The organism is Metabacillus dongyingensis, from assembly GCF_019933155.2.
Classification (GTDB): Bacteria; Bacillota; Bacilli; order Bacillales; family Bacillaceae; genus Bacillus_P; species Bacillus_P dongyingensis.
Map to the genome: position 1 here is coordinate 5,030,375 of NZ_CP082944.1, position 23,578 is coordinate 5,053,952.

Annotated in this window: 22 protein-coding genes, 1 tRNA gene and 1 pseudogene; 1 reads left to right on the top strand and 23 read right to left on the bottom strand. The window is 40.9% G+C overall.

Annotated features, from left to right (window positions below; translation table 11 throughout):
• Window positions 1-10 precede the first annotated feature (10 nt).
• From K8L98_RS24765 to K8L98_RS24820, 12 genes are all read right to left on the bottom strand, one after another.
• Window positions 11-83 (bottom strand) — tRNA-Phe (locus tag K8L98_RS24765).
• 351 nt (window positions 84-434) lie between these two features.
• The gene (locus tag K8L98_RS24770) at window positions 435-1,721 is read right to left on the bottom strand and encodes an adenylosuccinate synthase (protein WP_223438819.1); all 1,287 of its coding nucleotides are present in this window, start codon (window positions 1,719-1,721) and stop codon (window positions 435-437) included.
• 1,248 nt (window positions 1,722-2,969) lie between these two features.
• Window positions 2,970-4,334, bottom strand: a complete 1,365-nt coding sequence (gene dnaB, locus K8L98_RS24775) for a replicative DNA helicase (protein ID WP_070878898.1) — start codon at window positions 4,332-4,334, stop codon at window positions 2,970-2,972.
• Between the two features lie 200 nt (window positions 4,335-4,534).
• Window positions 4,535-4,984: a 50S ribosomal protein L9 gene (gene rplI / locus K8L98_RS24780; protein WP_223438820.1), complete on the bottom strand. Its 450-nt coding sequence runs from the start codon at window positions 4,982-4,984 to the stop codon at window positions 4,535-4,537.
• On the bottom strand, window positions 4,981-6,960 hold the full coding sequence (locus tag K8L98_RS24785; RefSeq protein WP_223438821.1) for a DHH family phosphoesterase: 1,980 nt from the start codon (window positions 6,958-6,960) through the stop codon (window positions 4,981-4,983). Before K8L98_RS24785 ends, rplI begins: the two co-directional genes overlap by 4 nt.
• A gap of 94 nt (window positions 6,961-7,054) precedes the next feature.
• Window positions 7,055-7,984, bottom strand: coding sequence for a YybS family protein (locus K8L98_RS24790; RefSeq protein WP_223438822.1), 930 nt, complete (start codon window positions 7,982-7,984; stop codon window positions 7,055-7,057).
• 120 nt (window positions 7,985-8,104) lie between these two features.
• Complete coding sequence (rpsR, locus tag K8L98_RS24795; RefSeq protein ID WP_223438823.1) at window positions 8,105-8,344, bottom strand: 30S ribosomal protein S18; 240 nt, start codon at window positions 8,342-8,344, stop codon at window positions 8,105-8,107.
• A 43-nt stretch (window positions 8,345-8,387) separates the two neighbouring features.
• Window positions 8,388-8,921, bottom strand: coding sequence for a single-stranded DNA-binding protein (ssb, locus tag K8L98_RS24800; RefSeq protein WP_223438824.1), 534 nt, complete (start codon window positions 8,919-8,921; stop codon window positions 8,388-8,390).
• 39 nt (window positions 8,922-8,960) lie between these two features.
• Complete coding sequence (gene rpsF, locus K8L98_RS24805) at window positions 8,961-9,248, bottom strand: 30S ribosomal protein S6 (RefSeq protein ID WP_070878903.1); 288 nt, start codon at window positions 9,246-9,248, stop codon at window positions 8,961-8,963.
• Between the two features lie 112 nt (window positions 9,249-9,360).
• Window positions 9,361-10,461 (bottom strand): redox-regulated ATPase YchF, encoded by a 1,101-nt coding sequence (gene ychF, locus K8L98_RS24810; RefSeq protein ID WP_223438825.1) that lies wholly within the window; start codon window positions 10,459-10,461, stop codon window positions 9,361-9,363.
• A gap of 222 nt (window positions 10,462-10,683) precedes the next feature.
• Window positions 10,684-10,881 carry a DUF951 domain-containing protein gene (locus tag K8L98_RS24815; protein WP_223443756.1) on the bottom strand — a complete coding sequence of 66 codons (198 nt, stop codon included), beginning with the start codon at window positions 10,879-10,881 and terminating at the stop codon, window positions 10,684-10,686.
• A complete protein-coding gene (locus K8L98_RS24820; protein ID WP_223438826.1) occupies window positions 10,878-11,771 on the bottom strand; it encodes a mechanosensitive ion channel family protein in 894 nt (297 codons plus the stop codon). The genes K8L98_RS24815 and K8L98_RS24820 overlap by 4 nt, the downstream gene beginning before the upstream one ends.
• A gap of 179 nt (window positions 11,772-11,950) precedes the next feature.
• Here K8L98_RS24820 and yyaC point away from each other — a divergent pair, with 179 nt between their 5' ends.
• Complete coding sequence (yyaC, locus tag K8L98_RS24825) at window positions 11,951-12,574, top strand: spore protease YyaC (protein ID WP_223438827.1); 624 nt, start codon at window positions 11,951-11,953, stop codon at window positions 12,572-12,574.
• On the opposite strand, the gene K8L98_RS24830 is transcribed toward yyaC, so the two are convergent.
• From K8L98_RS24830 to rpmH, 11 genes and pseudogenes are all read right to left on the bottom strand, one after another.
• Complete coding sequence (locus tag K8L98_RS24830; protein ID WP_223438828.1) at window positions 12,567-13,271, bottom strand: DUF554 domain-containing protein; 705 nt, start codon at window positions 13,269-13,271, stop codon at window positions 12,567-12,569. The genes yyaC and K8L98_RS24830 overlap by 8 nt on opposite strands.
• A gap of 182 nt (window positions 13,272-13,453) precedes the next feature.
• Complete coding sequence (locus K8L98_RS24835; RefSeq protein ID WP_223438829.1) at window positions 13,454-14,308, bottom strand: ParB/RepB/Spo0J family partition protein; 855 nt, start codon at window positions 14,306-14,308, stop codon at window positions 13,454-13,456.
• A complete protein-coding gene (locus K8L98_RS24840) occupies window positions 14,301-15,062 on the bottom strand; it encodes a ParA family protein (RefSeq protein ID WP_070878939.1) in 762 nt (253 codons plus the stop codon). Before K8L98_RS24840 ends, K8L98_RS24835 begins: the two co-directional genes overlap by 8 nt.
• A gap of 170 nt (window positions 15,063-15,232) precedes the next feature.
• Entirely contained in the window at window positions 15,233-16,099 is an 867-nt protein-coding gene (gene noc / locus K8L98_RS24845; protein WP_223438830.1) for a nucleoid occlusion protein, read from the bottom strand.
• A gap of 95 nt (window positions 16,100-16,194) precedes the next feature.
• A pseudogene (gene rsmG, locus K8L98_RS24850) lies at window positions 16,195-16,910 on the bottom strand (16S rRNA (guanine(527)-N(7))-methyltransferase RsmG).
• 24 nt (window positions 16,911-16,934) lie between these two features.
• Window positions 16,935-18,824: a tRNA uridine-5-carboxymethylaminomethyl(34) synthesis enzyme MnmG gene (gene mnmG / locus K8L98_RS24855; protein WP_223438831.1), complete on the bottom strand. Its 1,890-nt coding sequence runs from the start codon at window positions 18,822-18,824 to the stop codon at window positions 16,935-16,937.
• 83 nt (window positions 18,825-18,907) lie between these two features.
• Window positions 18,908-20,293: a tRNA uridine-5-carboxymethylaminomethyl(34) synthesis GTPase MnmE gene (mnmE, locus tag K8L98_RS24860; RefSeq protein ID WP_223438832.1), complete on the bottom strand. Its 1,386-nt coding sequence runs from the start codon at window positions 20,291-20,293 to the stop codon at window positions 18,908-18,910.
• A 400-nt stretch (window positions 20,294-20,693) separates the two neighbouring features.
• Window positions 20,694-21,314, bottom strand: coding sequence for an RNA-binding cell elongation regulator Jag/EloR (jag, locus tag K8L98_RS24865; RefSeq protein ID WP_223438833.1), 621 nt, complete (start codon window positions 21,312-21,314; stop codon window positions 20,694-20,696).
• Window positions 21,311-22,087, bottom strand: a complete 777-nt coding sequence (gene spoIIIJ / locus K8L98_RS24870) for a YidC family membrane integrase SpoIIIJ (protein WP_223438834.1) — start codon at window positions 22,085-22,087, stop codon at window positions 21,311-21,313. Before spoIIIJ ends, jag begins: the two co-directional genes overlap by 4 nt.
• Before the next feature lie 106 nt (window positions 22,088-22,193).
• The gene (gene rnpA / locus K8L98_RS24875) at window positions 22,194-22,568 is read right to left on the bottom strand and encodes a ribonuclease P protein component (protein ID WP_223438835.1); all 375 of its coding nucleotides are present in this window, start codon (window positions 22,566-22,568) and stop codon (window positions 22,194-22,196) included.
• A gap of 163 nt (window positions 22,569-22,731) precedes the next feature.
• Complete coding sequence (gene rpmH / locus K8L98_RS24880) at window positions 22,732-22,866, bottom strand: 50S ribosomal protein L34 (protein WP_029282916.1); 135 nt, start codon at window positions 22,864-22,866, stop codon at window positions 22,732-22,734.
• Window positions 22,867-23,578 lie beyond the last annotated feature (712 nt).

A 23,578-nucleotide genomic window follows, 5' to 3' on the forward strand; every position in this document is an offset into this window, starting at 1 on the left:
TCTTTTTGAGTGGCTCGGGACGGAATCGAACCGCCGACACAAGGATTTTCAGTCCTTTGCTCTACCGACTGAGCTACCGAGCCAAGTTAAAGTATGTGGTACAACATTTTTTTCTTCTTGGAACCTTCGCCCAAATTTCAGGGAAGATTAGCCAAGCACAATATTATGTAAAACACTGTTTATTACCGGACCTTTATTATTATAATTCAAGTCTTGCAGAAATACAAGAAAATTTTCGAATAATAGCAGCAGATTATTTATTTTGGCAGTACTTATCATGTAATATAGCCAATTTAAAAGTTCGAATCAGGCTGAAAATTTTTCAATATCAGCTGAAAAAATCCAAAAAACGGCTGAAAGTTTTCCAGTTTAATTCAAGCCGCTCCAATTATAAAAAAAGATCGAAAGGAGGCTAGCCCCTTTCGATCAGCTGCTTAGCTATATACGCTTCTTACAACGTTTGTTTGTGTTCTGTCAGGGCCCACTGAGAAAACTGAAAGAGGGATGCCTGTAAGCTGGGATACACGCTCGATGTAGTTGCGGGCATTTTGAGGAAGTTCACCAAGGTCGCGAACGCCTGTGATGTCTTCTGTCCAGCCTGGAAGTTCCTCATAGACAGGCTCGCACTCAGCTAATACTTTAAGGCTTGCAGGGAAAGATTCCATGATTTCGCCTTTGTATTTGTATGCTGTACAGATCTTCAATGTTTCAATGCCAGTTAATACGTCAATGGAGTTTAATGATAAATCCGTAATTCCGCTCACACGGCGTGCATGACGGACAACAACGCTGTCAAACCAGCCAACACGGCGTGCACGGCCTGTTGTTGTACCATATTCACGGCCAACTTCACGGATATGATGGCCAATTTCATTATCAAGTTCAGTTGGGAACGGGCCGTCACCAACGCGTGTTGTATATGCTTTAGAAACACCGACAACATGGTTGATTTTCGTTGGTCCTACACCAGAACCGATTGTAACTCCTCCTGCTACCGGGTTTGAAGAAGTAACAAATGGATAAGTACCTTGATCGATATCAAGCATAACACCCTGGGCACCTTCAAATAAAACGCGTCTGCCGCCGTCAAGAGCATCGTTCAATACAACAGCTGTGTCACAAACGTACTGCTTGAACTGCTGACCGTACTCATAGTACTCATCAAGGATTTCCTCAATCGTGAATCCTTCTGTCTCGTAGTACTTTTCAAGCATGCGGTTCTTTTCTTCAAGATTTCTAGTTAATTTTTCTTCAAACGCTTCACGGTCTAATAAGTCAGCGATGCGGATTCCTACGCGTGCTGCTTTATCCATGTAAGCAGGGCCGATTCCTTTTTTCGTTGTACCGATTTTATTGGCGCCTTTGCGTTCTTCTTCTACTTCATCAAGCTTTAAATGATAAGGAAGAATCACATGCGCGCGATTGCTGATGCGAAGATTGTCTGTGCTGACTCCGCGCTCGTGAAGATAAGCAAGCTCTTTAATTAGAGCTTTTGGGTCTACTACCATTCCATTGCCGATTACACAGGTCTTTTCACTGTAAAAGATACCTGATGGAATTAAGTGGAGCTTATATGTTTCACCGTTAAATTTAATCGTATGTCCAGCGTTATTCCCGCCTTGATAACGAGCAATAACCTCTGCATTTTCTGAAAGGAAGTCGGTAATCTTTCCTTTACCTTCATCTCCCCATTGTGTTCCAACAACTACTACTGAAGACATTAATGTGCACCTCCGGTTTTTTGCAACTCTTTCTCTTTTCGCACTACCAAACAAGCTAATTTTACCAGCAGAACAGAAGAAAGTCAACGAAAAGACGAACATTAATAAGATTACATTTTAATTTCGTTCGTAATATATCGCAATTGCAAATGATTTTGTTCATCTTTACATAGATTCCCCCTGTTTTTAGGGTTTCATTCCAGAGCAAGGATGTGTGTTGTAGTTTGAAGAGCGTTTAAAAATTGTAGTTGTAACTATAAATTTGGTGATCGGTTCTTATAAGTGTGCCTCACTTAGTGTGGGCTGCAGCAACATGAGATAAATGTTTCATAACCGTTTGCAGCATTTAATATGGGCTACGACACAAGATTTGTGCTCCATAACCGGGTTTGCAGCACTTAATGTGGACTGCAACACAAGATTAGTGTTCCATAACCGCATTTGCAGCACTTAATATGGACTGCAACACAAGTTTTGTGCTCCATAACCGAGTTTGCAGCACTTAATGTGGACTTCAGCACAAGATTAGTGCTTCATAACCGCATTTGCAGCACTTAATATGGGCTTCAACACAAGATTTGTGCTCCATAACCGAGTTTGCAGCACTTAATGATGGCTTCAGCACAAGATTTGTGCTCCATAACCGCATTTGCAGCACTTAATGTGGGCTTCGACACAAGAATTGTCCTCCATAACCGAGTTTGCAGCACTTAATGTGGGCTTCAGCACAAGATTTGTGCTTTATAACCGAGTTTGCAGCACCTAATATGGGCTTCAACACAAGATTAGTGCTCCATAACCGAGTTTGCAGCACTTAATGATGGCTTCAGCACAAGATTAGTGCTTCATTACCGCATTTGCAGCACTTAATGTAGGCTACAACACGAGGTTAGTGCTTCATTACCGCATTTGCAGCACTTAATGTAGGCTACAACACGAGGTTAGTGCTCCATAACCGCATTTGCAGCACTTAATGTGGGCTACAACACGAGGTTAGTGCTTCATAACCGAATTTTCAGCATTAAACACTATGATATTTGGCATTAACACGCCATTTGCAACACTAAAAGAAATCACCGAAACAAGATAAACACCAGTCTTCTATGCACTCATCCGTATTTTCTGTGCATTCTTCCAGCAATCTCCTGAAAAGAGGGACCAACTGTACTCAATCCACCGCGAAATGCCCAATCATCGTTGTTCCTTCAGCTATTTTTACAAAAAAAAAAGCTGTCAACAGCGACAGCTCTAAGCACCTGGCGGAACGCCGGCATCATCGAATCGCCGTTCCAAGTTTACGAATTTATTGTATTCCTTTACGAAAGCTAGACTGACCGTACCGACTGGTCCGTTACGCTGTTTTGCAATGATGATTTCGATGATATTTTTATTTTCGGATTCCTTATCGTAGTAATCATCACGATATAAGAAAGCAACAATATCCGCATCCTGCTCGATACTTCCTGATTCACGGATATCTGACATCATTGGACGCTTGTCCTGACGCTGTTCAACTCCCCTTGATAGCTGTGATAGGGCAATAACAGGAACTTTTAATTCCCTGGCAAGGGACTTAAGTGTCCGTGAAATTTCAGATACTTCCTGCTGACGGTTATCTTTATTTCTTCCGCTTCCCTGAATCAGCTGCAAGTAGTCAATCAGAATCATCCCAAGACCGCTTTCCTGTTTGAGGCGGCGGCATTTTGCACGGATTTCACTTACCCGGATGCCTGGAGTATCATCTATAAATATACCCGAATCCGACAAGCTTCCCATCGCCATGGTAAGTTTTCCCCAGTCTTCAGGAGTCAAGTTGCCGGTACGCAAATTCTGTGCATTTATATTGCCTTCAGCACAAAGCATCCTCATGACGAGCTGATCTGCCCCCATCTCAAGACTGAAGATCGCAACGTTCTCATCTGTTTTCGTTGCCACATTTTGTGCGATATTCAAGGCAAAAGCGGTCTTTCCGACAGAAGGACGGGCAGCTACAATAATCAGATCATTTCGCTGAAAGCCGGCTGTCATTCTGTCGAGCTCTGTAAAGCCCGTGGCGATTCCAGTGATGTCTCCTTTTCTTGTGTGGAGCAATTCAATGTTATCGTACGTTTGAACAAGAACATCTTTAATATTCTGGAAAGCTCCGGCGTTTTTCCGCTGTGAAACCTCCATAATGTTTTTCTCGGCTTCATTTAATAAAACATCTACTTCATCTTCACGGGAATAACCGTCTTGAGCAATCGTTGTAGCTGTTCGGATCAATCTCCGCAAAATCGACTTCTCTTCTACGATTCTTCCGTAATATTCAATATTGGCAGCAGTCGGAACCGCATTTGCCAGATCACTTAAATAAGATACTCCGCCGATTTCCTCTAATAAATTGGCATCAGCAAGCTCAGAGGTTACTGTTACTAAGTCAACAGGCTCCCCTTTATCCGCAAGCTTCAGCATCACATTGTAAATCTTCTGATGAGATGCTCTGTAAAAGTCTTCTGGAATCAAAATTTCAGAAGCGGTGATTAAAGATGCGGGTTCTAGAAAAATCGCTCCGAGTACAGCTTGCTCCGCCTCAATATTTTGTGGAGGAATCCGATCATCAAACATTTCATTCATGATGATCACCGTCCTTATCATTTAATTAGAAAAGCGCAAGCGCCTTAGTCAGCTCCGGCAGGCAGATCCATTCTGACCGGGGCGTTCGGCGATGCAGCTAGACATGGATGAACAAAACCTTATATTTCTCTATAATAAGAAAAAATGTGATGCTGCGAAAAGAAGCAGCATCCATTCACACATCACATTTATTAAACTGATTATTTTTGTTCTGTTACGTGCACCTTAACAGTAGCTGTTACTTCCGGATGCAGTTTTACCGGCACATTTGTATAGCCTAAAGCCCGGATCGCATCTGGCAGGTCAATTTTTCGTTTATCAACTTTATGGCCATGTGATTTCATAAGCTCATCAGCAATTTGCTTGCTTGTAATAGATCCGAATAAACGGCCGCCATCTCCTGATTTCGCCTTAAGTTCAACCGTTAAGCTTTCAAGCGTCTCTTTTAGTTCAACAGATTTTGCAAGCTCTGCAGCCGCTTCTTTTTCTTCTTTTTTCTTTTGACCTTGAAGCTTGCTGATTTCTGCCTGATTGGCTTCAATCGCAAGTCCCTGCTTAATTAAAAAGTTATGTGCATAGCCGTCAGCTACATTTTTAACTTCTCCTTTTTTCCCTTTACCTTTTACATCTTTTAAGAAAATAACTTTCACGACTTGGTTCCTCCTTCTAAATACTCTTCGATCGCATGATTTAATCTTTCTTCTGCTTCAAGCAGTGATACATGTTCAAGCTGTGTTGCCGCATTTGTGAGGTGACCCCCGCCATCTAATGCTTCCATGATCAACTGCACATTGATATCCCCAAGGGAACGGGCACTGATGCCGATTGTGTGCTCATTTCTTCTCGCAAGAACGAATGACGCCACAACACCGCTCATTGCCAAGAGCGTATCTGCTGTTTGCGCAATGATGACCTGATCGAAATAGTCCTCTGAATCAGGATCTGACTTTGCGATGGCGATGCCATCTTTAAGCATGTTGGTATTTTGAATGATCTTTGACCGCTTTACATAGTGATCAATATCTTCTCTCATAAATTTTTGCACGAGAATGGTGTCAGCCCCTTTAGACCTTAAATAGGAGGCTGCATCAAATGTACGGGAACCCGTTCTGAGAGTAAAGCTTTTAGTATCGACTATAATGCCTGCGAGCAAAGATGTGGCTTCAATCATGTTCATTTTCAGACGTTTTGTCTGATATTCCAGGAGTTCTGTCACAAGCTCTGCTGTTGAAGAAGCATATGGCTCCATGTAAACCAGCAATGGATCCTTAATAAACTCTTCACCCCGGCGGTGATGATCGATGACGACAACATTGTCCACTTTATTCAGCAGCTTTTCATCGATGACAAGTGACGGCTTATGGGTATCCACAACAATCAGAACTGTGTCATCTGTAGAGATTTCCAAAGCTTCTTCTCTTGTTATAAAACGGGACCACAAATCAGAATGCTGCTTTACTTCCTGAATCAGCCGCTGCACGCCTGTATCAATCTCGTTTTGATCCAGAACGATAAAGCCTTCCTTTTCATTCACCTGAGCTACTTTCAGAATGCCGATGGCTGAGCCTATCGAATCCATATCGGGGTATTTATGGCCCATAATGATAACTTTGTCGCTTTCTGAAATAATTTCAGTCAGCGCATGCGAGATCACTCTTGCACGCACCCTCGTTCTTTTTTCCATCGGATTCGTCTTGCCGCCATAAAACTTCACTTTTCCGTTCGTCTGCTTAATGGCAACCTGATCTCCACCGCGTCCTAAAGCGAGATCAAGACTTGATTGAGCCAAATCCCCAAGCTCAGTAAGGGACGGCACACCGGAGCCTATACCGATGCTCAATGTGAGGGATATATTTTGAACCGTCGTCTGTTCTCTTACTTCGTCAAGAATCGAAAACTTTCCTTTTTCAAGCTTTATTAAAATATTTTCATTGAGAATTGCCATGAAGCGCTCTGATGACGTTCTTTTCAAGAAGATGCCGTTGTCGGTTGCCCATTTATTCAGCAAGGAGGTTACTTGACTATTAATTGTGCTTTTCGTCTGGTCATCCAGGCCTTGAGTGACTTCATCGTAATTATCAAGAAATATAAGTGCAAGAACTGTCCGCTCATCCTCATACTGCTTTTCAATTTCTGTCTGTTCCGTAACATCAAAGAAGTACAGCAGTCTTTCCTCACGCTTGATGATTACTTTAAACTTCCGTTCGTGAAGAGTTATGGTTTCTGTATCTACTTCCTGCTTCACAAGGGGCACAAGTGATTCGGCTACATCATACATGGACCTGCCGACCAATGTGTCTTCATGGAAACAGGATGTCAAAAACGGATTAGTCCATTCTATATGATAATGTTCGTTAAAAAGCATAATTCCTATGGGCATTTCCATTAAAGCTTCTTCGCCAACCCGCTTCAGACGGTAAGAGAGAGTCGAAATGTAGGTTTCCATCTCAACCTTCAGCTTTTTATCGGCTATTTTCAAAAGAAATAAGATCGCACCTAATAGAAAGACCCCGGCAACACCAATCATCCATCGATAATAAAAGATGATGATGATGGAAATCGCGGTCAGGCCAATTAATGCAAATAGGGGATACCTGATAAACGGTTTTTCGTAAAAACTGGGCATTTTGTTTCAGCTCCTCAAACAACAGTGAAACATACGTAAGACTGCGGCTTACTCCTTCTGCGCACTGTATGAATCTAGTTTATGCGCCATAGTGCTATTTCTTCACGCGGCCCCGCAAATTAAAAGCTAAATCAATTATACCTAAGATTCGCACAAGATACATCAGGATCGGCAGAATCAAAGAAAGAATGATTGCTGTAACAGGTATGGCTTTCGAATAATTTTTCACATGACTGTAAAAGAAAATAAAAGAGAAGCCCTGTACCACTAACAGCACCTGCAGAACAAACAGCAAGTTTACAGCAGCAATATATAGAAAGCTGCCTGTATCCAAATTTAAAAAGAATAAAAAACTGACAATCAAGTAATACCAGACAATGCTTGTAGGCAGCTTCCACTCTCTGAATGGCTTTAGCGGCACCAGCTGGATTTTCAGTCTTTTAAGAACAGGAATGGTTACAGCATGAGACAGTATGGCGAAGATAAATGAAACACTCACAAGCAAACTTGGAATTAAGTAGCCTATGTACTTCATTTGCTCTTCTAATTGATTAATCGCTGCTTCATTTGCTTCCTGACCAATTGCAGCCATCATTGACTTTGCCATATCAATCGTTTCGTCCATGCTGCCTGTCGCTTCTTCAATTGGATCGATTTGAAAAAATGCCACAGAAGCAGCATACATGACGACAAAGCTGATGAGAAAGGCAATTGTGCCCCCAATCAAAGCGCCTGCTGTTTGTCTCTTCTGATAAAAGTAACCCATTACGATTCCGCTCAGGGCATATGTTAATGTTAATGGCAAAGCAAACAAAGAACCAACTATCAATGTAATGAAGATAGAAGCGGCCATTAAAGTGACAGCAGCTTTAATCCCGTGTCTCACCGTATAAAGAATAAACGGCAATGGCAAAAAGACCATTAAAAATGCCCCAATAAGCGGCAGATAAAGTGTCATTAATGTTAATACAGTAAAAAGCGCAAGTAATATCGCACCTTCTGTCAGTACGTTAACCCGTTTCACAGTTTCACCTCTTTTATACTTCCAAGCTTATTTTAAATGAACCGTGTGTGACAAATCAAATGATTGGATAAAGAGTAAATAAAAAAGCAGCAAGGAATCCTCACTGCCTTTTTCATCTTATTATTCGCCAGATACGTATGGAAGTAAAGCCATTTGACGAGAGCGTTTAATAGCAATCGTTAATTTACGTTGGTATTTAGCGCTTGTTCCTGTTACACGACGAGGTAAGATTTTACCACGCTCAGAAACGAATTTTTTAAGCAAATCTACATCTTTGTAATCGATGTTAGTGATTCCGTGTGCAGTGAAGTAGCACACTTTACGACGTTTTGCACGTCCACCTTTGCGTCCGCCTGCCATAGTTATTTCCTCCTTCCATTATGAATTGCACGTACTATATGTTTTAAAACGGTAAGTCATCATCAGAGATATCAATCGGCTTTCCATCATTTGCGAATGGATCGTCATCAAAGTTCGAACGGCCTTGATTACGCTGATTCTGATTTTGATTTTGATTTTGGTTTTGGCTGAATGGATTTTGCTGACCGCCTTGTCCACCTTGGCCGCCGCCATAATAATTGTTGTTTCCGCCACCGCCGCCGCTGTTTCCACTTCCGCTTTTAGGTTCAAGAAACTGTACGCTTTCAGCAACCACTTCAGTTACATAAACACGTTTGCCAGTCTGGTCTTCATAGCTGCGAGATTGAAGACGTCCATCTACTCCTGCCAAACTTCCTTTTTTAAGGAAATTTGCAACATTTTCAGCCGGACGGCGCCATACGACGCAGTTAATGAAGTCCGCTTCTCTTTCACCCTGCTGGTTTGTGAAGGCACGGTTTACAGCTAATGTAAAAGTAGCAACTGCAGCTCCAGCTGGTGTGTAGCGCAGTTCTGGATCTTTTGTTAGTCTGCCGACTAAAACAACCCGATTCATCATCAGAATCATCCTTTTTTAAAGATATCTAATCTATGTGAATTACACTTCTTTTCTAGTTACCATGTGACGCATGATGTCTTCGCTGATTTTCGCTAAGCGGTCAAATTCTTGAACAGCTTCCGGCTTTGATGCAACTTGAAGAAGCATGTAGTAACCGTCACGCAAATCGTTGATTTCATAAGCAAGGCGACGTTTGCCCCACTCTTTTGTTTCTTCAACTTCCGCACCATTGTCAGCTAAAATTGTGTTAAAACGCTCAACTAGAGCTTTTTTAGCCTCATCTTCAATGTTTGGACGGATGATATACATGATTTCGTATTTATTCATCTCTTACACCTCCTTTTGGTCTAAACGGCCCTAAACGGGCAAGGAGCAATTAAACAATTCAATTACTCACAAGTTTAAATTATAGCAAACAAAATGACTTTAGGCAACCAAATTAAACATTAAAACGGAAATGGATAACGTCGCCATCTTTTACGATGTACTCTTTTCCTTCTAAACGCACTTTTCCGGCTTCGCGTGCAGCTCCCATTGTTCCTGCATTCAGCAGATCTTCATAAGAAACTGTTTCAGCGCGGATAAAGCCGCGTTCGAAGTCAGAGTGAATAACGCCGGCACATTGCGGAGCCTTCATTCCTTTTTTGAAAGTCCACGCACGGACTTCCTGAACACCCGCTGTAAAATAAGTCGCCAGACCAAGAAGATTGTATGAAGCTTTAATAAGCTGATCAAGACCTGATTCTTCGATGCCAAGCTCTTCAAGGAACATTTCTTTTTCTTCTCCATCAAGTTCGGCAATTTCGGATTCAATCTTTGCACATACAACAATGACTTCAGCTTTTTCATTCGCAGCAAATTCACGAACTGCTTTTACATATTCATTGTTTGAAGCATCAGCCACTTCATCTTCAGAGACATTAGCTACATACAAAACAGGTTTGCTTGTCAGTAAATGAAGATGCTTAACAACTTTCATCTGTTCATCTGTAAATTCCACAGAGCGGGCCGGTTTGTCGTTTTCGAATGCATCTTTCAGCATTAACAGAACCTCGTGCTCATAAACAGCATCTTTATCTTTTTGCTTTGCAAGCTTGCCGACACGCTCAATACGCTTGTCTACAGACTCTAAATCCGCTAAAATCAACTCAAGATTGATTGTCTCAACATCATCAATCGGATCTACTTTTCCTGAAACGTGAGTAATGTTGTCGTCTGCAAAACAGCGCACAACGTGACAAATGGCATCTACTTGACGAATATGTGAAAGAAACTTGTTTCCAAGTCCTTCTCCTTTACTTGCACCCTTAACAATTCCTGCAATATCCGTAAATTCAAACGCAGTAGGAACTGTTTTCTTTGGTTTTACAAGATCTGTAAGCTTTTGAAGACGCTCATCCGGCACTTCCACAATCCCTACGTTAGGGTCGATTGTACAGAATGGGTAGTTTGCTGATTCAGCACCAGCCTGTGTAATGGCGTTAAAAAGCGTTGACTTCCCTACGTTCGGAAGTCCAACAATACCAGCGGTTAAAGCCATGGTTATTTCCACTCCTCTATATAAACAATATATAATCGATTAATCCGTTTACTGTTATCTAACCAATCTTCAACAATTATAGATACTAACGCATGAAATGACAAGCTTAAGAGGGGAAGTCTTTCATGGTAAAAGTTCATTTTTACTCATTAAAAAAAGGGGAAAACCAAACGAAAATCAAGGTTTTCTCCCTAAATAAACCATTTAAAGCCATAAAAAGAGTTATTCTTCATGCTTGACTAATCTTTTTTTCATTTTCCGGGCAAATTCTCTTCTTGGAATCATCACACTGTGAGCACAGCCTTCGCATTTTATGCGAATATCCATGCCCATTCTGATGATTTTCCAGCGATTCGCACCGCATGGATGAGGTTTTTTCATTTCGACAACGTCATTTATGCCAAATTCCTTGTCCACTATTCACTCATCCTTTCCTTTTGTTTAGCACCTTCATCCTGTCTTGTATACATGACCATGCGAGGGTAGGGAATTTCTATGCCATGCTCATCAAGTCTCATCTTAATTTCTTTTCTCAGCACACGCGATATATGAAAATGCTTCATAGGAAGGACCTCACTGACTACACGCAGGACAACTCCCGATGGCCCCAGGTTTTGTACGCCAAGCAATTCAGGAGGTGCAACCATTTCTTCATACTTATCCGGCAGCTCGAGCAATAAATCTTCAATGACTCTTTCCGCTTTTGGAATATCCCCTTCATAGGCAATACTGACATCTACAAAAGCGACGCTGTTATTGACGGAGAAATTAGTCACTTCCGTTATATTTCCGTTTGGCAGAATATTGATTTCTCCTGTCCAGCTCTTGATCTTAGTCGTGCGAAGTCCAATTTCTTCAACAGTTCCTTCAAATTGGCCGACACGAATCATGTCACCTACTGAAAACTGATCTTCAAAAATAATAAAGAATCCTGTAATGATGTCCCTGACAAGATTTTGTGCACCGAATCCGACGGCGAGCCCGACAATTCCCGCTCCGGCGAGCAGAGCCTTTACATCGAAGCTTAATGTCTCAAGGATCATCAGCAGGGCAACAAAATAAACGAGGTACGTTAAAATGTTATCGAGCAGCTTGACCAGCGTATTTTCTCTCCGCTCTGAAATGCGGAGCGGTGACTTTGTTCTCAGCAAGAAAATTTTTCCAATGACTACATTTCCGACTCGAATAAGGATTGTTGAAAGGATCATAATGCCAATAATCTTCAGCAGTCCTTGTCCAAAGTTCAGCCAGAGATCTTCGTTTAGAAGAGAGGCACCCATTTTATCTATAAGCTTATTTATAAAATCCACATCAGATCAACCTTTCCTTTAGAAAGAATTACACGCTGCATTCATAAAGATAGGTTTTATTTTAACAACTTTTCTAAGCAATTTACAGTGCTTAGCAAAAACTCTTATTATCTCTTAAATATGTATAGATTTCTATATTCTTCCGTATACTGTTACTACTATATTGAAGGAGTGAAATGATGAATTTTAAATCTGGCTTTTTAAAACCGCAGCGAGACCGAATTTATTATGAAGATGACCATGCGGCTGAACATTTATCATCAGAAATAAAACTCCTTCTTTCTGTACGGAAACCCATCGTAGTCCTATGTATTGGAACAGACCGCTCAACAGGTGACTGTTTAGGCCCTTTAGTAGGCACTAAGCTTATCGATGCTGATCTCAAGCATTTCCATGTTTACGGAACACTCAAGCATCCTGTTCATGCAGTCAACCTTGAAGAAACTATTCAAGAAATAGAACAAACGTTCGATAATCCTTTTATTCTGGCGATTGATGCCTGCTTGGGAAGACTAAAAAGTGTAGGGACATTCCAGGTTGGATCAGGTCCAATCAAGCCTGGTGCAGGTGTAAACAAGGTGCTTCCCGAGGTAGGAGACATTCACATAAATGGAATTGTCAACGTCAGCGGGTTTATGGAATTCTTTGTATTGCAAAATACAAGACTGCATCTCGTCATGACAATGGCTTCTATTATTGCAGAAAGCATCATTCTGGCTGAGCAGCAGATAGAACTTAAAAAAATTCCGTTAAAGACAAAGACCTCTTGGCTTAATCAGGCCAAGGATGCAAACTTCAATTAAACAATTTCATTAAAACAATAATGACTGCAACAACCGCCAGGCTTGGCAGGAGGTTTGCTACACGAATGGCTTTTATAGCAAGCATATTGATACCAATGGCAAAGATCAGTATCCCGCCAACGGCTGTAATCTCTGAGATCAAATCCTCAAGCAAGGATTCCGGTACATACTGATGAATCACATTCGCAAATACAGCGATGCCTCCTTCATATATGAAAACAGGAACCGCTGAAAGAAGAACACCTATGCCAAGGGTACTTGAAAGAACCATGCTCGTAAAGCCATCAATCATCGACTTTGTGTACAAAATATCATGATCCTCTCTCAATCCGCTATCAAGTGATCCAACAATTGCCATTGCACCAATGACAAAGATAAGGGTAGCGGATACAAAGCCTTGTGCAAAATCCCCCGTTTGATTTCTGCTTAGTTTTTTCTCAAGCCAGTGTCCCACCTGATGCAGTTTCTTTTCAATATCAATGGCTTCTCCAATGACTGCCCCGAAAACAAGACTGATAATCACAATAAACAGCTGTTCACTTTCCAGTGCCATATCGAGGCCTAATACCATGACAAAAAGACCTATGCCTGTCATGACCGTCTGTTTCATAGATTCTGGTATTCTGCGAAGCAATAAACCTAAAAGAGAACCTATGATAATTCCAGCTGCATTTACTAAACTTCCTAATAACACCAACTTAATCCCTCTTTCTAATTATATGCGCTAGCGCCTTGTTCAGCTTCGGCAGGCAGATAGAGATCCGGCAGAAAAATTGCAAATTACTTTTAGGGCGGATCCTTTCTGACCGAGATGTTAAGTTCCGAAGCTGCTTTTTATTAAAACATAAAAATAAGCCATCTATGCTGCAAGATGGCCGCTTAAGATGTTTGCTCAGCTTCAAGCAACTCTAAAATTCTTTCCAAGTCCTCTTTTGAGAAAAATTCAATTTCTATTTTCCCTTTTTTCTTCTGCTGCTTAATCGTAACAGAAGTGCCAAAATACTCACGCAAGTAGGATTCTCTTTCTTTAATGAAAATGTCCTGACTGACAGCTTTCTTTTTCGTTTCACGTGGAACATTTTCGTTTAACTGCTGAACAAGAAGCTCAACTTGCCGGACATTAAGCTGTTCTATCATAATTTTGTCCGCTAAGGCTTTTAGCTTGTCTTTTTTCTTAAGCCCGAGCAGTGTTCTGCCATGACCCATTGAAATCTTTCCTTCAGAAATAAGAGTTTGAATGGTATCTGGAAGAGACAATAACCTCAGATGATTCGCAATATGCGGTCTGCTTTTCCCTAGACGTTTGGCAAGCTCTTCTTGTGTAATATGCAAGTGATCAAGCAAAGACTGGTAGGCTCCCGCTTCTTCGATTGGAGATAGATCTTCGCGCTGGAGATTTTCAAGAAGCGCAAGCTCCATCATCTGCTGATCTGTCAGCTCTCTGATGACAGCTGGCACAACATGAAGGCCCGCTGCTTTCGCTGCACGGAAACGGCGCTCACCCACGACAATCTCATAGCCTTTAATACTCTTACGCACAATGATTGGCTGAAGGATGCCATGCTGAAGGATGGACTCTTTCAGTTCTTCAATCGCTCCTGGCAAAAATGTTTTGCGGGGCTGATAAGGATTTGGACGCAGATCTTTTATTTTAATTTCCTGCAGTGTTTCGTCATTGCTTACTTCCATATTCGTAAACAAAGCATTGATTCCTTTACCTAACCCTTTAGCCATTTACAACCACTTCCTTTGCCAATTCTAAGTATACATCAGCGCCCCGTGAGCGCGGGTCATAAATAATAATCGGCTGTCCATGACTTGGTGCTTCGCTTAAACGGACGTTTCTGGGAATAATTGTTTTATATACTTTGTCGCGAAAATATTTTTTGACTTCTTCAATAACCTGAATTCCTAAATTGGTGCGTGCATCAAGCATTGTTAAAAGAACGCCTTCTATCATTAAATCGGTATTTAAATGTTTTTGAACTAATCGCACAGTATTCAGCAGCTGACTCAATCCTTCAAGTGCATAATACTCGCATTGAACTGGAATAAGCACGGCATCTGAAGCTGTTAAAGCATTGATTGTCAGCAATCCTAAAGAGGGAGGACAGTCAATAATCATATAGTCATAATTATGTTTTACTTTTTCAAGCGCACGTTTCAGACGGACTTCTCTGGAAATGGTTGGCACAAGTTCAATTTCGGCACCTGCCAGCTGAATAGTGGCAGGAATTGCATCCAAATTTTCGACAGCAGTTGGCTTAATGACTTCTGTTACATCAACATCATCAACTAAAATATCATAAACACAATGTTCAACATCGGCTTTTTCTATTCCTATACCACTTGTCGCATTTCCTTGTGGGTCAACATCGACGAGAAGAACTCGTTTTCCTATATATGCTAAGCACGCACCAAGATTAACGGAAGTTGTCGTTTTGCCGACTCCGCCTTTCTGGTTCGCAATGGCAATAATTTTCCCCACAATGTCACCTGCTTTCACTAAACATGAACTCTATCATGTTCTCTATTTTATCATGAAACTTTGCCAATGGTTTGAACTTTTTTGCAATTTGTGAAAATGCAGCCTGAACGAAAATCTCGAAATCTATGAAACTTCAAAAAGAAAAAGCCCTCTGCTGAATTTGCAGAGAGCTACTTTGGAATTTTTATAGTGAATTGAATGTATTCTTCAAATTCTTCTTCTTCAGCATTTATTTTTACGCCAGTATCCGCTACCATTGTCAGCGATTGACGGATGGTATTCATCGCAATACGAGTATCCCGGCTGAACGCTTTACGTTTTGGTTTTGCTTTCGGGCTGGTTTTCTCAAGCATTTTGACAACGCGGTCTTCTGTTTGTTTGACATTTAACTGCTTTTCAATGATTTCAGAGAGCAGTGTTATTTGCGGATCTGGTTTTTTTAAAGGAATGAGTGCTCTAGCATGTCTCTCTGTTATTTTCTTTTGGAGCAATGCATCCTGAACTTCCTTAGGCAGCTTTAACAGCCTAAGCTTATTGGCAATTGTGGACTGTCCTTTGCCGAGACGCTGGGCAAGGGCCTCTTGAGTCAAGTCGTGAAGCTCCAGCAGCTTTGCATATGCAACAGCTTCTTCTATCGCTGAAAGCTCCTCACGCTGAAGGTTCTCAATTAAGGCAACAGAAGCTGTTTCTGTGTCGTTGAAATCCTTCACAATCGCTGGGATTGTTTCCCATCCGAGTTTTTGGACCGCTCTATACCGTCTTTCCCCGGCAATAATTTCATATCTTCCATCAACCTGACGTACAACAATCGGCTGAATAATCCCGTGCGTACGTATCGTAAGCGATAATTCTTCAATTTTTTCATCCGCGAAAACCGTACGGGGCTGAAAACGATTAGGCACAATTTCCTGCACGGAAATCTTTTTAACCTCATCAAATACTGAATCATCAATCTCTTCTGCTTCAATTACTGCTGTTTTTTCTGCTGTATCTTCTTTTTCTCCCAAACCGAAAAAACGAGAGAATGGATGCTTCATGAGCCTACACCACCTTTAGAAACTGCCATCATATTAATTCTCTTTCAATTCTCTATATTCCTGCATGCCGACCGAACTTTCCATTTAATGTTTTTCTATTCTAACGGAAGTTTGTTAGGCGTACCCGGTTTACGGGGATATTTTGCAGGTGTTGATTTTTGTTTATGAATAATAATGATTGAGCGCTCACTTTCCTCAAGCGGCAGCTCAAAGGCATACTTTTCCTTCACCTTGCCGCCAAGCGTACTGATTGCTTTTTCAGCTTTGATTATTTCTTCCTCAGCTGATGCGGCTTTCATTGCTACGAAATGACCGCCTGTTTTAGCAAGGGGCAGGCAAAGCTCGCTCAAAACAGATAGACGCGCTACGGCCCTTGCCGTCACAACGTCATACGTTTCTCTGAATGCTTTGTTTTTTCCAAACGTTTCTGCTCTGTCATGATAAAGAGATACGCCTGAAAGGTTTAGTGATTTCGTCAGATGATCTAAAAATGTAATTCTCTTTTGAAGAGAATCCACAATTGCAATTTTTAGATGCGGAAAGCAAATTTTAATCGGCAGACTTGGAAACCCTGCGCCTGCGCCTACGTCACAAATGGATAGCGGTTTTGTAAAATCAAAATAGAAAGCAGCAGAAATAGAATCATAAAAATGCTTAAGATAAACTTCTTTTTTTCTGTAATCGAAGTTAAATTCATTTTCTCATTCCACTCTACAAGCAATTCGTAGTAAGTCTCAAATTGCTCCAGCTGTTCTGCGGAAAGAGAGATTCCCTTTTCCTCAAGACTGGATTTAAATAAAGAAATGTCCATACTCAAAACCTTTCTGATCTGCTTTTATTCGCCTGAAACACGGGCTATTTTCCCTTGCTCTAAATAGACGAGAAGGATGGAAATGTCTGCCGGGTTAACCCCTGAAATACGGGATGCCTGTGCCATTGAAAGCGGTCTGACCTCTTTCAGTTTCTGGCGTGCTTCAGAAGCAATGCCTGAAATAGCATCGTAATCAATATTTTCCGGGATTTTTTTGTTTTCCATTTTCTTCAGCTTTTCAACCTGCTGAAGCGACTTTTCAATATAGCCTTCATATTTAATCTGAATTTCAACCTGTTCGGCTATTTCTCCGGAAATATTTTCGTCAGCAGGTGCAAGAGCATGAATATGCTCATAGTTCATTTCAGGGCGTTTCATAAGATCTGATGCACGGATTCCGTCCTTCAGTTCACTGCCGCCTGCACTTCTGATTAATTCCTGTGTCTGCTCATTTGGTTTGATGATGACCGAATTCAAACGTTTTTTCTCTGCTTCAATTGCTTCTCTTTTAAGCAAGAAAGTCTTGTAGCGTTCCTCTTTTATAAGTCCAATCTTACGTCCTATATCCGTTAAACGCAAGTCTGCATTATCATGGCGAAGAAGCAGGCGATATTCTGCTCTGGAAGTCAATAAACGATAAGGTTCGTTTGTTCCTTTTGTGACAAGATCATCTATTAATACTCCGATATAAGCATCAGAACGGCTTAAGATGACTTCTTCTTTGTCAAGGGCTTTGCTGGCGGCATTAATTCCGGCCATTAAGCCTTGTCCCGCTGCTTCCTCGTAGCCAGATGTACCATTGATTTGTCCGGCAGTAAAAAGGCCTGGCACCTTTTTCGTTTCAAGGGTTGGCCATAGTTGTGTAGGTACGATGGCATCATACTCGATTGCATATCCTGCACGCATCATTTCCACATTCTCCAGACCGGGGATGGATGCAAGAATTCTTCGCTGTACATCCTCCGGAAGACTTGTCGATAAACCCTGCACATAAACTTCTTGTGTGTTTCTGCCTTCTGGCTCAAGGAAAATCTGATGACGCGGCTTATCATTGAAACGGACTACCTTATCTTCGATTGAAGGACAGTAGCGCGGTCCAGTTCCTTTAATCATGCCCGAGTACATTGGTGAACGGTGAAGATTATCGTCGATAATTTTATGAGTTTCTTCACTTGTGTAAGTCAGCCAGCATGGAAGCTGATCTGTAATATATTTTGTCGTCTCGTAGGAAAAAGCGCGGGGAACGTCGTCACCTGGCTGAATTTCTGTTTTGCTGTAATCAATTGAATGGCTGTTTACACGCGGCGGTGTTCCCGTTTTAAAACGAACCATATCAAGTCCAATTTCCTGCAGATGCTCTGATAATTTTATAGAAGGCTGCTGGTTATTAGGTCCGCTTGAATATTGCAGTTCACCTAAAATAATTTTCCCTCTTAAAAATGTGCCTGTAGTCAGAACAACTGTTTTCGCACGGTATTCCGCGCCCGTTTGAGTAATAACGCCCCGGCACTCTCCGTCTTCAATAATAAGACGGTCTACCATTCCTTGTAGCATTGTAAGATTCCGCTCATTTTCCATCGTCTTCTTCATTTCATGCTGATACGTAAATTTATCCGCCTGAGCACGCAGCGCACGCACAGCCGGCCCTTTGCCTGTATTAAGCATTCTCATTTGAATATGTGTTTTATCGATATTTTTTGCCATTTCTCCGCCTAAAGCATCGATTTCGCGCACAACGATTCCTTTTGCAGGTCCACCTACTGATGGATTACAAGGCATAAAAGCAACCATATCAAGATTGATCGTCAAAGCAAGCGTTTTTGCACCCATTCTCGCAGAAGCGAGGGCGGCCTCAACCCCTGCATGACCTGCACCGACGACAACTACATCATAATCACCTGCATGATATCCCATGGTATTTACCTCCTTTATGAATTAAGCACTTTTTTATTTTTTAATCTAAGTAAAATGTACATGATCCTATATAAATACAGCCCTTATTTTCCTAAACAGAACTGAGCAAACAGCTGATCAATCAAACTTTCATGAACAGCATCTCCAATAATCTCACCAAGCAGCTCCCATGTTCGTGTCAAATCGATCTGTACAAGATCAATCGGCACTCCTGCTTCAATCGCTTCAAGTGCATCTTCAATCGTACGTTTTGCCTGTGACAGCAAAGCAATGTGCCTTGTGTTTGAAACATAAGTTAAATCCGAAGCGCCAACGCTGCCTTCGAAAAACAGCGAGCTGATGGATTCTTCAAGCTGATCAATTCCCTGTTCCTCTAGCAGAGAAGTCGTCACTACAGGTGAATCTTTTGCAAGCTCCCTCACCCGTTTCAAATCTGCTTTTTGAGGAAGATCTGTTTTATTGACGATAACAATTACGTCCATCCCGCTTACAGCTTCAAACAGCTGCTCATCCTCTTTTGAAAGAGCTTCACTATAATTTAAAACGAGCAGGATAAGGTCGGCCTTTTTCAATACCTGTCTAGATTTCTCAACACCGATCCTCTCGACAATGTCCTCTGTCTCCCTAATACCAGCTGTATCAACTAAACGAAGAGGCACGCCTCGAACGTTTACATATTCCTCAATGACATCCCTTGTCGTTCCCGGTATATCAGTTACAATCGCTTTATTTTCGTGAATCAGACTATTCAGAAGCGACGATTTGCCTACATTAGGTCTGCCTACGATGACCGTTGAAAGACCCTCTCTTAAAATCTTGCCCTGCTGGGATGTTTGGAGCAGCTTTTCAATCTCATTTTTGACGAACGTTGCTTTTTCAATCAGCATGCTGTGCGTCATTTCTTCTACATCATCATATTCAGGGTAATCTATGTTTACTTCCACATGTGCAAGCGTCTCAAGAATTTCCTGGCGCAGACGCTGAATGAGCTTAGATAATCTCCCTTCCATCTGTCCAAGGGCGACATTCATTGCACGATCTGTTTTTGCTCTTATTAAATCCATCACCGCTTCAGCTTGCGACAAATCAATTCGTCCATTTAAAAACGCTCTCTTCGTAAATTCACCCGGTTCTGCAAGCCGCGCCCCGTGGTTTAATGCAAGCTGCAGGACACGGTTAACTGTTACTATCCCGCCGTGGCAGTTTATTTCTACTATATCTTCCCTCGTAAATGTCTTAGGGCCTTTCAACACTGATACCATAACTTCTTCTACAATTTGGCCAGTATCAGGATCTGCAATATGCCCGTAATGAATCGTATGTGAAGGTACCTCTGTTAATTGTTTCTCAGAAGGACCTGAATACAATTTGTCCGCAATCTTGATTGCATCGTCCCCGCTTAGTCTGACGATGGCAATCGCTCCCTCTCCCATTGGTGTGGATATTGCTGCAATTGTATCGAATTCCATGCGTTTCACCCCGCTTCTCTCAAAATAAATCTATATAGAAATTCCCTATTATATACGCAGTCAAATTTATAAGATATCATAGTTATTTCTTGTTGGAAAGAAAAATATATTGAATTATCCACAGACTTAAATTCCGTACAATTCTCTCATTATCATTTTAACTTATCCACATGTTAATAACAATATTTCCAAATGGAAGGTTTCTAAGCCCTTAAGAATAAAAGAAAGCACAAAAAACCCTGCTGATTGAATACCAGCAGGGTTTTGGCGTGTCAGATGAGTATTGTTCGGGCAAAGTCTTGCTAATCGCCTAATTTCTCAGCAGAACAAATCCGCAAAAAAAGTCAAAGTGTCGGATTTCTATCTTTCTTCCTGCGCTAAACAGGCGATTTTGCTGTTCTTATTTAGGAGCAATCACCAAATGACGATTAGGTTCTTCTCCAACCGAGTATGTTTTAATCTTGTGCTGCTGGTTAACTAGAGCAGCATGGATAATCTTTCGTTCATATGAAGGCATTGGTTCTAAAGGAACTTCTCTTTTAGTACGAACAGCCTGATGTGCAAGCTTCTGAGCTAGCTGAATTAATGTTTCTTTGCGGCGGGTTCTGTAGTTTTCAGCATCTACTGTAATATGCAAGTAGTGATTAGAATGACGATTTGCCGCGAGCTGTGTCAAATATTGCAGAGAATTAAGCGTTTGTCCGCGCTTACCAATTAATAGCGCAACCTTCTCTCCTTCAATTTGAAACGTGACATTTTTGCCTTCCTGAATCATTTCAACTGTTGCCTCCACATTCATATTTCTGATCACTTCTTTCAGAAAATGATGCGCTTCTTCAGCAGGATTTGGAAGTTTTACGGCTTTAACCATGGCAGGCTTTGCCCCAAACAGTCCTAAAAATCCCTTTTTCCCTGCATCAAGAACAGTAATTTCAACTTCTTTATCGCTTGCATTCAGCTGTGTTAAAGCGGATTGTACTGCTTCTTCGACGCTAAGTCCGGTAGCAGTTATTTCTCTCACTTTTTCGTTCCTCCCGATTTTGAAAGTGCTTTCGCTCTAATATCAGGTCCATAAATGATCATTGTCTGCACGATCATGAATATATTTCCGACTACCCAATATAAAGATAGTGCCGCTGGGAAGCTGACAGCAAAGATGACGATCATAACTGGCATGATATATAAAAGCATAGCCATTTGCGGATTTTGATTTGCTGTTCCCGCCATTGTCAATTTTTGTTGAATAAATGTTGTAATACCAGCAATGATCGGAAGCAGGTATATTGGATCACGCGATCCCAGGTCAAACCATAGGAAGTTGTGATCTGCAATTGCTTCTGTTCTCATAATTGCATGATAAAAACCAATCAGGATTGGCATTTGAACTAATAATGGAAAACACCCTGCAAGAGGGTTCACTTTATTCTTCTGAAATAAAGACATTGTTTCCTGCTGCAGTTTTTGCTGTGTTTTTTGGTCTTTAGAGCTGTATTTTTCACGCAGCTTTTGCATTTCTGGCTGTAATTCCTGCATTGCTTTTGAGTTTTTGATCTGTTTAATCATTAAAGGCAAGATCGCAAAACGAATGATCAGCGTAACGACAACAATTGACAGTCCGTAGCTGTTACCCATTAATTCTGCAAAATATATGATCAGCCATGACAACGGATACACAATGTAGTGATTCCAGAATCCCTGACTTTCTTCTGTGATTGGCTGGTTCACTTCTGTACATCCTGCAAGAAGCATCATGATGCTCACTAAGCCAAGCACTAACAATATTCTCCTTTTCAACCGGTATTCCTCCTAACAAAATAACTAAACCTGCAAATTCTGCCGACTTTATTCAAACTTATTTTAACATCTTTTAAAAGGAAAACTTATTTCATTTTTCACTTTTCTATGTATTTTTTATGGAGTTTTCACGCTGCGGTCTTGCTCTGTGGACTTTTGTTTTTCTGAAAAGGTGCAATAAACTGCTTTTGACTTCATGATAGTCCATTTCGGATGCCGGCTTTCTGGCAATTACTATATAATCAATGCCTGTTTTTAAGCTGTCCTTTTCTTCGAGAAATACTTGTCGGACGAGACGCTTAATTCGGTTTCTTGTGACGGCATTCCCTATTTTTTTACTGACTGATAAACCTAAACGGAATTCTTTTTCTTCAGGCTGACCCAGCATGTAGATCACAAATTGTCTATTTGCCATCGACTTACCATGCTTGAATACTTTTTGGAAGTCTTCGTTTTTTTTGATGCGGTTTTTCTTTTTCATTTCCTCACTCCGGATCCTTGCCTGAAATTCTCCAGCCTGTTGAGAGCTTTTCCATCATTATTTCTTTAACAATATCTATTTAAACAGCTGTTTTTGAAAAACATGGCCCAATCATGAGTAGGATTGGGCCATGTAAAAAAGACCACTGATACTTTTCAGTGGCCTATGCTGATAATACTTTTCTTCCTTTACGACGACGTGCAGCTAGCACTTTACGTCCGTTTTTTGAGCTCATGCGAGCGCGGAAACCGTGAACTTTACTATGTTTGCGATTATTTGGTTGATAAGTTCTTTTCATTATAGACACCTCCCTGAGGAATAGCTGTTAAAGACAGTCTTTCTAATTATAGAGAGTGACCTAGTGAATTGTCAACCATATGACAAAAAAGATCTCACACTGAAGGACTGTTCTCATATTATTTATTGTTTTCATATAGAAATTTTTCAAATTTGGAAAGTTCTATTCCACTTAAATAAGCAGAATCGAAGTAGATTCCGCTAAAAAAATTTAAAATTCATTTTTGCATTCTGAATCAGTCAAATTTTAAAAAAGAATCCAAACCAGTTATAGATGTACAAATCTATTAAACTTCATAGGCTGTGAATAGTTTTTTCGACATTTTTTTTATCCACACCCGTTATTGACAGGTTTCACACAGAACAAACATATGTGGACAATTATTCTCCACAAAGAGCCGGATATGTGGATAAGTTTTATAAAACCATTGCGCCGCTTCGTTTAATTTGATATTATATTTGTGTTTTCACTCTGAATATCGGAACGTCAACATCCGGGTTATCCACACTCTGTGGATAACATGTGGAAAGATTATTAACACCCTGTTAAAAAACTTGTCCACATTTAAGGGTTTTTGTCGAAAAGACGTTTTTCTACTATATTATATATTTATGCACATTTTGTTCGTTTTGTATTTTTATTCACGGACATCCATCTGTTGTACAAAACATATACACATTCATTTTATAGAAAAAGGAGGGAGATGCCTCAT